Annotated in this window: 15 protein-coding genes; 6 read left to right on the forward strand and 9 right to left on the reverse strand. The window is 39.1% G+C overall.

Going from position 1 to position 15,174, the window contains the following annotated elements:
- Nucleotides 1-171 precede the first annotated feature (171 nt).
- Nucleotides 172-1,260, reverse strand: coding sequence for a chorismate synthase (gene aroC / locus RS893_RS16995; protein WP_315785672.1), 1,089 nt, complete (start codon nucleotides 1,258-1,260; stop codon nucleotides 172-174).
- Between the two features lie 112 nt (nucleotides 1,261-1,372).
- On the opposite strand from aroC, the gene RS893_RS17000 reads away from it, so the two are divergent.
- The gene (locus RS893_RS17000) at nucleotides 1,373-2,365 is read left to right on the forward strand and encodes a D-glycerate dehydrogenase (protein ID WP_315785675.1); all 993 of its coding nucleotides are present in this window, start codon (nucleotides 1,373-1,375) and stop codon (nucleotides 2,363-2,365) included.
- Nucleotides 2,366-2,415: 50 nt separating this feature from the next.
- Here the strand turns inward: RS893_RS17000 and glgA are convergent, their stop codons facing one another.
- Complete coding sequence (gene glgA / locus RS893_RS17005; RefSeq protein ID WP_315785678.1) at nucleotides 2,416-3,894, reverse strand: glycogen synthase GlgA; 1,479 nt, start codon at nucleotides 3,892-3,894, stop codon at nucleotides 2,416-2,418.
- 418 nt (nucleotides 3,895-4,312) lie between these two features.
- On the opposite strand from glgA, the gene RS893_RS17010 reads away from it, so the two are divergent.
- Entirely contained in the window at nucleotides 4,313-5,236 is a 924-nt protein-coding gene (locus RS893_RS17010; protein WP_315785681.1) for a DUF2382 domain-containing protein, read from the forward strand.
- Nucleotides 5,237-5,422: 186 nt separating this feature from the next.
- Nucleotides 5,423-6,271 carry a DUF2382 domain-containing protein gene (locus tag RS893_RS17015; RefSeq protein ID WP_315785684.1) on the forward strand — a complete coding sequence of 283 codons (849 nt, stop codon included), beginning with the start codon at nucleotides 5,423-5,425 and terminating at the stop codon, nucleotides 6,269-6,271.
- Nucleotides 6,272-6,467: 196 nt separating this feature from the next.
- On the opposite strand, the gene RS893_RS17020 is transcribed toward RS893_RS17015, so the two are convergent.
- A complete protein-coding gene (locus RS893_RS17020) occupies nucleotides 6,468-7,820 on the reverse strand; it encodes a sensor histidine kinase (RefSeq protein ID WP_315792002.1) in 1,353 nt (450 codons plus the stop codon).
- A 468-nt stretch (nucleotides 7,821-8,288) separates the two neighbouring features.
- Between RS893_RS17020 and RS893_RS17025 the strand changes: the two genes are divergently transcribed.
- Nucleotides 8,289-8,999, forward strand: a complete 711-nt coding sequence (locus RS893_RS17025) for a hypothetical protein (protein WP_315785687.1) — start codon at nucleotides 8,289-8,291, stop codon at nucleotides 8,997-8,999.
- A 142-nt stretch (nucleotides 9,000-9,141) separates the two neighbouring features.
- Complete coding sequence (locus tag RS893_RS17030; protein ID WP_315785690.1) at nucleotides 9,142-9,966, forward strand: zinc-dependent peptidase; 825 nt, start codon at nucleotides 9,142-9,144, stop codon at nucleotides 9,964-9,966.
- A gap of 56 nt (nucleotides 9,967-10,022) precedes the next feature.
- Here the strand turns inward: RS893_RS17030 and RS893_RS17035 are convergent, their stop codons facing one another.
- The 4 genes from RS893_RS17035 to RS893_RS17050 form a co-directional block, all read right to left on the reverse strand.
- Nucleotides 10,023-10,805 carry an alpha/beta hydrolase gene (locus RS893_RS17035; RefSeq protein ID WP_315792003.1) on the reverse strand — a complete coding sequence of 261 codons (783 nt, stop codon included), beginning with the start codon at nucleotides 10,803-10,805 and terminating at the stop codon, nucleotides 10,023-10,025.
- A gap of 118 nt (nucleotides 10,806-10,923) precedes the next feature.
- Entirely contained in the window at nucleotides 10,924-11,157 is a 234-nt protein-coding gene (locus RS893_RS17040) for a hypothetical protein (protein ID WP_315785692.1), read from the reverse strand.
- 2 nt (nucleotides 11,158-11,159) lie between these two features.
- The gene (locus RS893_RS17045; RefSeq protein ID WP_315785694.1) at nucleotides 11,160-11,396 is read right to left on the reverse strand and encodes a hypothetical protein; all 237 of its coding nucleotides are present in this window, start codon (nucleotides 11,394-11,396) and stop codon (nucleotides 11,160-11,162) included.
- Nucleotides 11,397-11,510: 114 nt separating this feature from the next.
- Nucleotides 11,511-12,473, reverse strand: coding sequence for a protochlorophyllide reductase (locus tag RS893_RS17050; protein ID WP_315792004.1), 963 nt, complete (start codon nucleotides 12,471-12,473; stop codon nucleotides 11,511-11,513).
- 654 nt (nucleotides 12,474-13,127) lie between these two features.
- Here RS893_RS17050 and RS893_RS17055 point away from each other — a divergent pair.
- A complete protein-coding gene (locus RS893_RS17055) occupies nucleotides 13,128-13,397 on the forward strand; it encodes a GlsB/YeaQ/YmgE family stress response membrane protein (protein ID WP_315785697.1) in 270 nt (89 codons plus the stop codon).
- A 418-nt stretch (nucleotides 13,398-13,815) separates the two neighbouring features.
- Here RS893_RS17055 and RS893_RS17060 read toward each other — a convergent pair whose 3' ends face one another.
- Nucleotides 13,816-14,358 (reverse strand): hypothetical protein, encoded by a 543-nt coding sequence (locus tag RS893_RS17060; protein ID WP_315785700.1) that lies wholly within the window; start codon nucleotides 14,356-14,358, stop codon nucleotides 13,816-13,818.
- Between the two features lie 278 nt (nucleotides 14,359-14,636).
- On the reverse strand, nucleotides 14,637-14,837 hold the full coding sequence (locus tag RS893_RS17065; protein WP_315785704.1) for a hypothetical protein: 201 nt from the start codon (nucleotides 14,835-14,837) through the stop codon (nucleotides 14,637-14,639).
- Between the last annotated feature and the right edge of the window lie 337 nt (nucleotides 14,838-15,174).

Below are 15,174 nucleotides of genomic sequence, written 5' to 3' on the forward strand. Positions count from 1 at the left end.
TAGATTTACCCCCTTAATCCCCCAGGGTGGTTTCATACAACAGAAAAAAATTCTCATCCCTTTCTCTACTTATATGAAAATACCCTACTTAATCCCCCAAATCTCGGGGAAACAAGAGATATAGTTCTCTCCCGTTTACAAGGGAGGGTTAGGGTGGGGTAAAACCAGAGTTCACATAACTCGACATTGACCAGTATGTCGTAACAGATGGTCACATAAAACCAGTGCTACCATTGCCTCAACCATCGGAACTGCACGTGGTAAAACACAAGGATCATGACGTCCTTTCCCTGCTAAAAGTGTTTCTTCACCCTCATTAGTTACTGTCTTTTGTTCTTTTCTAATCGTTGCAGTTGGTTTAAATGCTACACGGATAATGATATTTTCACCGTTGGAAATTCCGCCTTGAATACCACCGGAACGGTTGGTACGAGTGCGAATTGTACCTGCTTGATCAATATAAAATTCATCGTTATGTTCAAATCCTGTCAGAAGAGTTCCAGCAAAACCAGAACCAATTTCAAATCCTTTGCTAGCAGGTAGAGACATAACCCCTTTAGCTAAATCTGCTTCTAACTTATCGAAAACAGGATCGCCCAAACCTTTGGGTATATTCCGCGCTACACATTCCACCATACCACCGATAGAATTCCCTTCCCGCCGGACTTGTTCAATTAATTCAATCATGCGATCGCAACATTCAGCATCGGGACAGCGAACGATGTTACTTTCCACTTGTTCTAAAGTAACGGCGTCAGGATCGATGACGGCTTCTAAATCTTTGATGCGCTTAACATAACCGATGATTTCGACATTGGCGACTTGACGGAGAATTTTTTTCGCGATCGCCCCTGCTGCAACTCTACCTATTGTCTCCCGCGCTGATGATCTGCCGCCACCTTGCCAATTACGAATTCCATATTTAGCATCGTAAGTTGCATCTGCATGGGAGGGACGATACTTGAGTGCCATTTCATCGTAATCTTGGGAACGAGTGTCTTTGTTACGCACTAAAATAGCGATCGGTGTTCCCAGAGTTTTACCTTCAAATACTCCAGAGAGAATTTCGCATTTATCTTCTTCTTTGCGAGGCGTAGTAATCTTACTTTGTCCTGGACGTCTGCGATCAAGTTCTATTTGAATTTCCTCAGTGGAAATTTCTAGTTGAGGAGGACAACCATCAATAACAACTCCCACACCACCGCCGTGGGACTCACCGAATGTAGTGATGCGAAATAGATGTCCGAATGTGTTGCCCATGATGTTGAGGAAGTATTGTTTCGCTTGTTTATTTTACCTGAAGTTTTGTTGCTAACACTGACAGGAATATTTTTAAAAAACCACAAAGAACACAAAGGACGCAAAGAAAAAGATGGCTCAAGCTAAAGTTTTTATTACTCGTCGTTTACCTACACAGCTACACCGATTAGAAGAAGTTGCAAATGTAGAAGTTTGGCCCCAACGTCAGCCACCTCCCGATAAAGTTTTATTGGAGAAGGTGCAAGAGGTAGACGGATTGTTGTGTTTGCTGACTGACCAAATTGATCAACAGTTGATAGAAGTGGGTAAGTCTTTAAAAGTAATCAGTCAAATGGCTGTGGGATTCGACAATATTGATATTTCAACTGCGACGGCACGGCGTATTCCTGTTGGTAACACTCCTGGAGTGTTGACAGATGCAACTGCTGACTTAACTTGGGCTTTGTTGATGGTAGCTGCACGGCGGGTACTGGAGGCAAATCGGTTTGTGCGATCGCATTTGTGGCAAACATGGGAACCAGATTTATTACTAGGACCAGATATTGCGGGTGCAACGTTGGGGATTGTTGGTTTTGGGCGGATTGGTCAAGCAGTAGCCCGTCGTGCTAAAGGTTTTGATATGCAAATTATTTATACTAGTAGGCACAGATGTGATCCTGAATTAGAGCAAAATCTAGGTGTGGAGTTTGCTGATTTTGCTAGTTTGCTACAGGCATCAGATTTTGTCACAATTCATACACCTTTATCTCTAGAAACTGATCATTTATTTGGAGAAGCCCAATTTGCACTTATGAAGCAGTCTGCGATTCTCATCAATACAGCGCGAGGAGCAATTGTAGATCCTAATGCTTTGTACCAAGCCTTACGTACTGGTGAAATTGCGGGTGCTGCTATAGATGTGACAGAACCAGAACCAATCCCAACTGATAGCCCATTATTAAGTCTTGATAATTTAATTATTACGCCTCACATTGGTAGTGCCAGTTTCCAAACGCGAGAAAAAATGGCAAATATGGCTATTGATAATTTGATAGCTGGCTTAAAAGGAGAAAGATTGCCTAATTGTGTGAATCCAGAAGTTTATAATGTGGTTGGTGATCGGTAATAGGTAATTGCAGAAAAATATTTTTCCCATTACCGATTACCCATTACCCATTACCACTTATGTCTGATCCAGTCGTAAATCTCTACATATTTTGCTCCTGGATGGTTCCATGAGTAGTCATAGTCCATACCCTGAAGGACTAGTTGGCGAAACTCTTCGGGCTTTTCATACCATAGTGCGATCGCTCGATCCATTGCGGACTCTAAAGCATAATAATCGGTGTCATAGAATACGTAGCCATTACGTTCTTCTGGAGGTACATTTTGGTCGTAATCCCGGTCAAATACCGTATTCACAAGTCCACCGACACCACGAACAATAGGTACGGTTCCATACTTTAAGCCGATCATCTGAGTTAAACCACAGGGTTCGTAATTGCTGGGGACAATAATCATATCTGCCCCAGCATAAATTAGGTGAGATAATTCTTCGTTAAAGCCTAGTTCTAAATGGACATCGGGATTGTCGTTTAAAAAGAATTTTTCGTGCTGGAAATGAGTGTTAATTCCAGGTTCTGTAGCGGAACCTAGTAAAACAAATTGCGCTCCTTTGTTGAGTGCATGATAAATCCCATGATGAACAAGATGCACACCTTTTTGATTATCCAATCGACCGATGTAAGCAATAATTGGTTTATCACTATGGCTGAGCATTAATCGCTCTCGCAAAGCTTTTTTGTTATATGCTTTTTGTTCAAAATCAGCTTGGGTGTAGTTATAGGGGATATAGCGATCAATTTCGGGATTCCAAAAATCATAATCAATACCGTTCAGCACCCCACTAAATTTGTCTTGGTGCAGATGCAAGGTATGACCTAAACCACAACCAATATCTGTATGGCGGGCTTCCCAAGCGTGGTAAGGTGAAACTGTGGTGACAGCGTTGGAGTAAACAATACCTCCCTTCATTAAGTTCAAAGCAAAGGGATTAAAGTTGTCACGTAAGTGATCATACTGAAAGTAGTAAGACTCTCGGTTCAAACCTGTTCCCCGGAGAATATCAATACCACCTATCCCTTGGTGCTTAAAGTTATGAATGGTGTAGCAAACTCGCTGATACTCCATGCCATGATATTTGTAAATTTCATAAAGCATGACTGGAACTAAGCCTGTCTGCCAGTCATGGCAATGGATGATATCAGGTCGTTTGTTACTTTTGAGCAGAAATTCTAAAGCAGCTTTGCAAAAGAACGCAAAGCGAATGTTGTCGTCATCACAGCCGTAATAGCAACCCCGATTAAAGAAATTATCCTCACAGTGGGGTTCAATAAAGAAACACATCCGTCCATGTACCCAACCACAGTATACGGAACAATGAATTGCAGCGTCATACCAGGGTACCCACAAATTGATATAAGCATCGTGAAGTCCCCAAATATGGTCATAACGCATATAATCGTACTTGGGCAATATGATTTCTACACAATGCCCACGACCTTCTAATTCCCGGCTCAATCCGTAAACTACATCGCCTAATCCGCCTGCTTTAATTACAGGAGCGCATTCTGAGGCGATTTGCACAATATACATGCCTTACCCTCACTTCACAAAACTTCATCTTTTGATCTTCTCACCAGTATATGAAAGATGTACTCATTGACAATAGGGTAGCAGGATGATATTTTCAATTGCGATCTAAGCTTGTTGGTTATTAGTTGTTAGAAATGAGTCAACAGTGAACAGTGAACAGTGAACAGTTATCAGTTAACAGTTAACAGTGAGTAATAGAATTTGATAACTGATCACTGATAACTGAACTACACCCCCTACTCTCTTCCTAATACGTGAATTTTAAATTGTTTTCTCTCCACCTCCCACCTCCCTCACACCAAAATACATCCATAGATAACATCCCTAACAAACTTATTCATTCGCTAGGAAGAGTAATAAAACTCGTTCTCTTAATAGGCTAGTACTGAAAAGATAAAAACAGCTTAGGGAGAAGAATATGGCTCTTTATAAATTAACAGATTTTGATGCTAATTATCGGGATACATTTGGTGGAAATGACATCAAAGGAATGAGTGTCTATGCAGAAGGAACTAATGAAAAGATCGGTACAGTTCATGATGTTTTAGTCGATGAAGAAGGTCATTTCCGCTATTTAGTAGTGGATATGGGATTTTGGATTTTTGGTAAAAAAGTATTATTGCCAGTGGGACGTTCTCGTATAGATCATACTAGCGATCGCGTCTATGTTATTGGCATGACCAGAGAGCAAGCAGATAACTTACCTGAATACGACGAACGTCAAACTGTTGATTATGACTATGAAGAACGGGTACGGGGTGTATATCGTACTCCCTCAGTTCCTGTAGATGCATCCGCACCACTAGAAGCATCTGCTCCTCTAACTTCACAAACAGGTGTAGATGTGCCTCAGTCAGTTTCTACTACTGGTTATACTGGTGCTACTCCCGTATATGACCGTGATACCTACACTTATGATCGCGAACCATCTTTGTATGGGATGAATGAGCAAAATCATCAAACCCTCAGACTATACGAAGAGCGCTTGATTGCTAATAAACGACGCCAGAAAGTTGGAGAAGTAACAGTTGGTAAGCATGTTGAAACTGAAACTGCACGAGTTGCGGTTCCTGTAGAAAAAGAACGAGTAGTTGTAGAAAGAGTTACTCCCAACGACGCAGGTAGACCAGTTGCTCCTGGTGAAGCGAACTTCCGTGAAGGTGAAGTTGCTCGTATGGATATCTACGAAGAAACTCCTGAGATTCGTAAAGAAGCTGTAGTGCGTGAAGAAGTCAGAGTCAGAAAAGAAGTAGATCACGATACTGTGGAAACTCAAGACACAGTTCGTCGGGAAGAATTGGATGTAAATACTTCTAATCTGCCAATCGAAGAACGTCAATAATACAGGCAATTAGTCTAAGTTATTTTCTAGTTTATAATGATTTAAATTGATGAATATAGATAGATAACTTATGACTAATTGAGCAAAAAGTGTAGGTGAATCAAATTGATTTTACCTACACTTAATAGCTTTTACTGTAAGTAAACACAGCGACTATATATTTTTTATAGAAATTCTTAATAAAAAATGAAAAAGCAATTAGTTAATAGTAACAAAGTCCATGTCAATGATTTACTTGATAAATTAAGAAGAAAGATTAGGAATTTTGCAGTTGTTGATAGACAAAATTTACTAATTGGTCGGGTAAAGGACTTAATTATAGATTATCATCACCAAGTTAATCTCATCATTACTCGTTTTATAGAGTTGCCAAATCAAGCATCTTCAGGAATTCATAGTTATTTATTATTACCTAGTAAACTAATTAGTAAAATTGATTTAGGTACTAAATCCGTTATATTAGACATAGACAAATCGCTAATTAAGCATATGCCTGAATATTCACAATCACCGATGACTAATAATAATTTAGAAACTTCCAAGATAGAGTCGAAAATTCATAGCACTCAAGACCTCAATTTAGAACAAGATGGTGTAGAGCAAAAAACAGAAGAAGAAATTATCCGGTTGTTAAGTGAACGATTAGTTGTTAATAGAAATAAACGAAAAGTTGGAGATGTTGTTGTTCGCAAAGAAATAGAAACTCGAATGGTGCAAGTTCCCGTTCGGTATGAAAAATTGATTGTTGAACAAGCAAGTCCAGAAAACAAATTACTTGCAGAAATTGACCTAAATCAAGGAGATATTTCTGGGATCGAACTGAATCAAGTAGAAAAACATGATGTTGATAGATATGATAGTAATTTGACTGTAACTGGTGACTTTAATTCACCTAAAATTGCTAGCCTACTTTTAAATGCGATCGCGTTAGAGCGAAATCACGGATGTCAAAGGGTGCGAGTCACTATTATGGTCGAAAACGAAGAATATCAGAAAAAATATCAGGAGTGGTTTGAACGCACATCAATTAAGTAAAAATCTAGTTGAACAAGTCAGAAGGTATTACCTTAAAAATTTTTCTTCCCTTCTGACCTTTATCTTGAAAAAACACCACGCCCAGCCCCTTTCTTTGCTAAGGAGAGGGGTGGATTTTTTATGTATAGCTGTGAATTTTTTTATCGCGACTGTCTTTTACTTATCAAAAAACCGAAATGATATAAAAACTAGTAAATTACAATAAAGGCAACAAAATTGTGAATTTTGTACCTACACCAACTTCGGAAAATAAATTAAATTTACCACCATGCCTAGCTGTAATAATACGATAGCTGACTGCTAAGCTAGTTTCTTTATCAGCTCTTTTGTTCACAGACAAAGATTCTAGAATTTGCTGTTTTAATTCCTGAGACATTCCTGGGCCGTTGTCTCTAATAGAAATCGCAACCCAACGTGAATCTGGCGCTCCTGGTGTAGTAGGCTCTTGAGATATAACTTCTGTGGTAATCTCAATTTGGGGTTTCTCAGCTTTTTTGATAGGATTTAACTGATGTCTTACAGCTTCATCAAGTAACAAGTCTACAGACTGGCTTAAAAGATTCATAAATACTTGATGTAGTTGTCCAATAAAACAATACACCGGAGGTAGACTGCCGTAATTTTTAACGATTTCTATTTCTCCCCGGATTTGGCTATTGATGATTAACAAAATATTATCTATACATGCATGTAAATCTGCAGGTTTGGGATAAACCTCATCGATATGACAAAAATTTTGTAAGCTGATGACTAGTTTTTTTAATCTTTCTGCGCCAGTACGAATACTAGTAAGGGCTTGTAATATATCTTGTTCTAAAAAATCAAATTCTATTTCTTCTTTGAGAGAATCAATTTCTTCATTAGGTGATGGTAAATTACTTTCATAAGCTGCGATCAGTTTGAGTAAATCTTGGCTGTAGTTGCAGACATAAGTTAAGTTACCCCATATAAAGCTGACTGGATCTAAAATTTCATGGGCAATTCCATCTACCAAGCGTCCTAGACTTGCCATTTTATCATTTTGAATCATTTGAGCTTGGCTGCGTTCATAGCGTACTTGAGTTTCAATACCTCGAATTTGCCAAGAAGCAATATTTAATTGCTGTATATCTAACAGTCTGTAAGTATCATCGACAGTTTGCACAACTACTGGTTCGGATAAAAGTTCAGGCGATCGCCTCAGCGCCAGTTGCATAGCTGCTAAAATCGGCGTACTCTCAGGCAGAATTAAAATAGAAGTCCGAGCATAACTGTAAATTACACATAGGGGTTGGTGAAAAAACAACTCTTGTGCGTAAGGTCGAATTAAAAATTCCAGCAGTCGTCGCTGCGAAATCATTCCAGCATATTTTCCTTGTTCTACTAGGATTACTCCTGGTAGCAGTGGGTTTTTCTCAAATACTCTAGCTACCTCTGTACCAGTACAGCTAGTTTCAACTTGGAAGTTGTACAGCTGTAACTCTTGAAGAGTAGATTCTAAATCAAGATCGCGATCGCTACCACTCAAAAGTAATGGTAGTGATATTTCTGAGCAATATTCTTGTGCCACTTGACACCCTAGTTTTGATAAACACGCAGATTGAATAGCCAACATTTTAACCTCTGCAAAGCTTTTCTAGGGGAAATAGCTGGAGCAAGTGTGTAAAGATATACTAGTTATCGATTTATACACCTTGTCTACAAGAAAGTCATTGGGAAAGAGTACTTGATGCGATCGCTATAATTCACTACACCTGTTGCATAAATCCTAAAAACCCCCTCAATCCCCCTTTAGTTCTCTCCCCGTTTACGCTTAGGGTTAGGGTGGGGTAAAAGATATTCGTCTAAAAGGTCTACTTTATAGCTTTTATAGTACAATTGTACTAAATTATTTATCCATACTAACTCATATTGCTCCAAATAAATAATTATTATCGGCATCAGGGAACAATATGTGTAACCAAACTGTGGGTTTTGCAGAATAACCCGTAAAACCCATTGGTAAATCAATATCTACATCACATCACACAGAGGCAATATGGAAATTAAATTAGGATTTGGAAGCGTACCAAAACCTCACTATGTCTACGTTAGCCAAGAAGCCGATTACTGTTGGTATATGCTCTCTGAAGAAGAGAAACATATTCCAATTTATGACAAAGCTTTAACTGGAGTAATCACAAAGATAGAATGTAACAAAACAGTTGAAACCAAGTTTGGAAAAAGACAGAAAACAGATTTGCATATTTTAGCAGAACAACCTTATGTTATCCGTTCTGGTAGAGATTCCTACTTCTCTAAAAGCTTATTGCTATCTTTGGATGATCTCACAAATGAACAACTACATCAACCACTAACAATTGCAGTTGCCCCGGGAGATAAAAAAGTTGTATTCTGTACAATATACAATCCAAGAACTTATCAAGCAATCAAGATTTATTGGGACGACCACAACGAAATTGAGTTGCAGTCTTTAGAACAAAAAGTTAGTCATAAAATCAATCAAATACAAAAGCCGGAAATTTCCCAAAATACTGAATTACGGACAATAATTATGGCACAAACTGATACTTATCTCAAACAATTAGGCTGGAATCCAGAACAGGGAAGACGGTATTTACAGCAGAAGTACAGCAAGCGATCGCGCCGAGAACTCAACGATAGAGAACTTGTAGATTTTACAATGGCAATTTTTGAGCTTTTATGCACTCAAGAAAATAGATTTGTGATGAGTAACTTAGCTGGATAGTTGATTACAAAAAAACATGTCAGGCATAATTAATTGTGCCTGACGCATAAACTATAAACACTGGACAGATGACAACTCCAAGTAGTAGAGACGCAATTAATCGCGTCTCTAAATTTGTGACGAAATACTTAATTAAAAAGCAATGATGCAAACTATTATTGTTTTTCTGCTCATTGGTCTAATTATCACTGGAATTTTAATCAGTCCGATTATTACTAAACAGCGAAGAAATCGTTTGAAACAACGTCCTTTTCCTCCACTTTGGAATGCCATAGTTGAGAATAATCTTCCCATTTATACCCGTCTTGATCCCGATGAACGCAGACGGCTGCAAGGACATGTGCAAGTCTTTTTAGCAGAAAAACAATTTATTGGCTGCCAAGAATTGCAAGTAACAGAAGAAATGAAGCTAACTATTGCTGCTGTCGCATGTTTGCTGTTACTGAATGAACGCGGCGAATATTTTCCTAAACTACGTTCGATTCTAATTTATCCCAGTGCCTATTTTGTGATTGAAACTGTTGCCACTAGTGAATATGTTGTCGAAGAAAGACGTGTGGCAAGATTAGGGGAATCGTGGAGTCGCGATCAAGTAGTATTATCCTGGGAACAGGTGCAACAAGACACTCGCAACTGGAGTGATGGACATAACGTGATTCTGCATGAATTTGCTCACCAGTTAGATCAAGAGGAAGGTAAAGCGCAGGGTGTACCGATTTTGCCCAAAAAATCAGATTATTCCATCTGGGCAAGGGTAATGACACAAGCTTATCAACAACTCTGCAATGATATGCAACGAGGTATAAAAAATGTGATGGATAGTTATGGTGCGACTAATCCCGCAGAGTTTTTTGCTGTCGCGACTGAGACTTTTTTTGAGAAGCCACAGCAATTGTTGAAGATGCATCCGGCGTTGTATGAGTTATTGCAAGGTTATTATCAGGTAGATCCTGGGGAATGGATTTAGATATTTAACTGCGATCGCTCTTTTGTGTAGCGTCGGATCAAAGCGATCGCTTCTACTCACTGTTCAACCTGATGAATAAAATCAAGCACTATTGATGTAAATTTTTCAGGATACCATAGTCCCCATTCGTGCCAACCTTCTTCCACAGTGACGAGTTTGGAACTTGGAATCATTCTAGCCATTTCTTGAGCAATAGTTAGGGGTGTGGTTAGGTCTTTTTCTGACCATAATAATAGACATGGGGCTGTGATTGTCGGTAACAGATGTCTAATATCTTTTTGTAACGAAATTAGCAATGCTTGAATGACATTGCCAGTATTAAACAACAAGTTATGGGAGAAAACCTGAGGAATATCAACCAGTTGTAATTTCAGCTTAGGGATAGAGATTTGAGCGGTCATTTCGATCGCTCTGCGGGGTATGATCTCTGGGATAGATGCAGATGGAACTCCAGTACTATCTACCAAAACCAAGCTTCTTACTTTGTCTGGACACTCGTTAGATAAAGCAATTGCAATTCCTCCACCTAACGAGTGTCCCACTACATGCACTTGTTTGATATTGAGAGTCTCGAGAAACGAAAGTATAAATTTGGCATAGCTTTCGTAGTCTGGGATAACCTGGGGGTAAGGCGAACGGGCAAAACTAGGCAGATCAGGGGCAATTAGGGAATGCTGCTGCGCCAGTAGTTCCAAAATTTCGTGATCAGGCTCAGTAGAAATTCCCCAACCATGTAGAAATAGGATCGGAGTTAAACTTGAATTTACTCCACCTTGCTCATAAAAGATGCTGCAATCTTTCAAATCAACACGATGATTAACTAATAAAGATGTCAACACCAAAACCTCATTAAAAGTCAAACTACATAGCTTTCACAGACTATGTAACTGTACCAAACCTCTATAGATGATGGGTCTCCCTCAGGAGTAATGAACATCATTAATCATTAGGTGGATTTTAAATAGCTAGAGAAAAAACATCTTCAACTGCTTTCGGTAAGACAATAGAAACAAAATAACTGCTTGGATATAGATAATCTTCATTTGATTCGTCGATAACTCGAATCATTTGATGTTTAGTAGCTTGCTCGTCAGGAACAACCTGATAAATTTTACGGATTTCTAATGAAGCTGGATAATCTTTGTTATTAATGCAAACGACAAATCGAGTTTCTGAATTAACCGACTGCATAACTACTCCGATAGAATTCGCTTAATTTTGATTTCTTTCTTGCCAATGCCGTGTGCTTCATACCAGTGTAGCTCAGCTGTACAAACAGTTCCGTCATTCAAAAGAATAGTTGCAATACCTTTGAGTTTTCGCCAACGCCCTGAACCATAGGTTTTTCGCAATCTTTCAATTTCACGAATGGAATTTCCAACTGCTATGGATTCAATGTTAGTAATATCGCTAATAATTTCAAAGTTCAAGTCTAAGTATTTTCTAATAAATGAAATTGCAAATATCTCCTAGCAATTTTACCCAAGAATCTATGAGATTTGATGGAGCGATCGCTCCATCAAATTGATTACACCCTGTTTTCCTTACGCAATTCCAACCAACTTGGCGCTCAAATCCCACATGCGTTCACCTTTAGCATCATCACGCGCTTGGGGAGAGACTCTTTGCACAAACGACTTACCGTCTTTTTTCTGACGATTTCCCCAACTCCAGTAAACTCCAGATTGGGCATATTCAGGATCAGCAACGACTGCTGCAACCCGTTCACCGGACAACTCCTGAGATACGTATCCCCCAGTGATGTACTTCTGGAACAAAGGGAAAAGTTTCTGAAATAGAGGATAGTGGTTGCGGAATAGAGGTGTTTCTGCAACACACCCTGGATACAGAGAACTAAAAATAATGCCGGTTGACTCGTGATAGCGTCGATGTAATTCCCGCATCGTCAGCACATTGCAGACTTTGCTGTCTTTGTAGGCTTTCACAGGTTCAAATTTCTTACCGTCAATCATTGTAATCGGCTCTTTGAATCCTTGTTCAAAGCCTTTGAGATCGCCCAAGTCTGGACGTGGGGGAATTTTTCCGCCTAGTTCGTCTGGGTTGTGTGTCACAGTCCCCAAAATCACCAGCCGTTTGTCCGCTGCAGGTGAATTTTTCAGATCCTCTAGCATAAGGTTACACAAGAGGAAATGACCAAGGTGATTTGTAGCAACGCTCAACTCATAGCCTTCTGGGCTTCGCAATGGTTGCTTTAACAAAGGCATATAAATTGCGGCGTTGCACACCAAAGCCTCCAAAGACTTACCGCTTGCTCTGAAGTCCTTGACAAACTGTCGCACACTTTCTAAAGAGGCCAAGTCGATATGCATGATTGTGTAGCTGTCCTGTGGTATTCCCACAGTTTGGGCAGCTTTTTCTGCCTTCACTAAATCCCGACAGGCCATAACCACGTGCCAACCTCTTTTGGCAAGCGCTTTTGCAGAATACAAACCTACCCCAGAGGAAGCACCTGTGATTATAACTGTTGACTTCCGATTGTGTTCCATTCTTTTGAGACTACATTGACCACCGTTGATTTTTCCCATGATCTCACACTAGTGATCCACCAGCGCTGATTTTGTTACTAAACTTCGGGTAAGAATTACTCATATCTGTAGATGTTTGCACCACAATAAATTCACTCATATCATTGAATTGCGGCAATAGGCACGGACAGATTCAACTTTAATCTCTATCATCTATAAGAAATAGTTAGCGATCGCATTTGTATATAGCGTTAACTCAAAGTATTAGCTCAGAACATGAGCTTTTTACGTGTAAAGGTAGATAATCATTGTTTTTGTGATTCTAACTCTAGAAATAAAGGCTATCTGACTATGGATGGTTAGGTCAGCTTCGTAGGTCTGTTAATCTGTAATCATGATAGAAAACCGCACTGACAAAAAGTTCAACCGCCGAAAACTTTAGCGGTAGTTGCAATTAAAAAATGCTCAAGCTACCGACAGTGCATATAACATACAGACATAGACGGTTATAGAGTGTTGCTAGCTAACTCTATTTTGTCGCAAATAACGAGAGGTCAAACCTCTATATAAGCGGTCGGAATTTGCGAACGTCTAGGGTCATAATTCACTAAGTTTATTATCTCTAAAAGTCTATCTTCAACTATATTCTGTTTGTAAAACTATTAGGAGTCAATCATGAATCTTCTTGCTTGGATTGTATTAGGTTTATTGGCTGGCGCGATCGCGAAAGCAATTTATCCTGGTTATCAAAGTGGTGGCATTCTGGCAACAATGCTGTTAGGAATTGTGGGTGCAGTCATTGGAGGAACTTTAGTTAATTTATTGCAAACGGGAACTTTCGCAATTACCACTGCTAGTTTTAGTCTTCCTGGTCTGTTCGTAGCGGTAATTGGTGCGATTATTGCAATTTTCTTGTACTACCAATTTACTCGCAGAGCATATTAAAACTTCAGGGTTAAGGGTAATGGGAAATAGGTAAGGGACAAAGTTTTTCCCTTACCTTTTTGTTATTATTATGCAAACTTGAAAGCCCGCAGGTTACTTAGGGGCCAATAGTTCAAGTCTACTTCAAGTAGATTTAAAGATTTTATAGTCCACTTGAGACGACTTTAACTATAAGCCAAGGATTTTAATCCTTAGCATTTGTTGTGTAAGCTTACTTAATTTCTATTTTGTTATTATTATGCAAACTTGAAAGCCCGCAGGTTACTTAGGGGCCAATAGTTCAAGTCTACTTCAAGTAGATTTAAAGATTTTATAGTCCACTTGAGACGACTTTAACTATAAGCCAAGGATTTTAATCCTTAGCATTTGTTGTGTAAGCTTACTTAATTTCTATTATTGATCATATGAAAACTTGCAACTATGCTTTTGGAGCCGACTTTTGCCGTTTGACTGGAACTACCTCGAACTCAAAAGTAGCAATACGGCGATCGCCAACATAAACTTCTATTTTATGCTTACCCATAGGATCACCATTTGCGATCGTCCAAGAGTTTGTAATTACACCATCTTTGATTGAGTCTGTGCGTTGAATATTTGCTGCTGTACCATCAGGTGACAATGAGAAATTATCAGTGTTACTTGTTGCCCAACTTTCAGGACGTTTTGGTAATTGAAGAACTTCTCGCCATGTTACCTCACCCTGGTAGTCTTTGAGTTGAATCCGCCAACCATAGGCTATTCCCTCTTGCAGTGGCACTTTGGTTGTGGGAATGAGGGTAGTTTTCCCGTTTTTTTCAACCCTGAGAACTCCAAATTCAGCTTTACTTACAATAATTGGTTTAGCAGTTGTATTTTTCTGCACTTGTCTATTGGGTAATTTAACTGCTTCCACAGCCATAACTGGTGATATCAACCAAGACAAAGCTAATCCAACACTACAAACCCAAACTTTCGACTGCATAATTTTTTTAGTATATAGTGATATTTATTCATAAATAAGCAACCTCTTTTTTTCAGATAAATTATTAACACTTTTGAGGTATAAAAATTTTGGAAGTTTAGGTCAAACTTCAAAAGTTAAACAATTTCACAAAACTTACCAATTACAGACTATAGACTGCTAATAAAAATCGAGTGGAAAACGCGTCTACAAATAGACACAATCCCACTCATAATTTTTGCTAATCACTCATTGAGGGGTGACCCTATGAGCTAATTGTTGAAGATAGCCTCAATAAATTAACGAGACTCTGTTCCTTGATTTGGGCTACCTGCTACAGTATCTTCCCCAGCTGCTTCTGGTGTAGCCGATTCTTTGGCGTCAGATTGAGCAGCAGTACCAGTCTTGCGGATATCTTCTTCAATAGGGGTTTGATAACCACCAGAAGCAGCACCAGAAGCAGAAGGTGTCGTTTCTTTTTCGTTTCCTTTCTCAGACATATTGTTTACTCCTTATCATTTAGTCACTGGCAACAGTTTAAAAAAATCAAAGGTACAGATTCATCTTTCTAAAATCTGGTTTATCTGATATCTTTGTATGTCTGAAGGATTATTTTGCACTCCCTAATTTGGGTAGAGGAGATCGGGTATTAGGGATCGAGTATCGGAGATTGAGTATTAAGTATTACTTACCCTTGTTCTTAAAAAACATCCCACTCTTTCTTTCTAAGGAGTGGGATGCTGTTTTTTAGGAAAAAACCGTCAATACGGTTATCTCGCTGCGCGAGGAAGGCAGAAGGCACCAGGGCAGGAGGCATCTATGTTGAGTTGTCGGTTG

Origin of the sequence: Fischerella sp. JS2, assembly GCF_032393985.1 — a bacterium.
In the GTDB taxonomy this organism is placed as follows: Bacteria; Cyanobacteriota; Cyanobacteriia; order Cyanobacteriales; family Nostocaceae; genus Fischerella.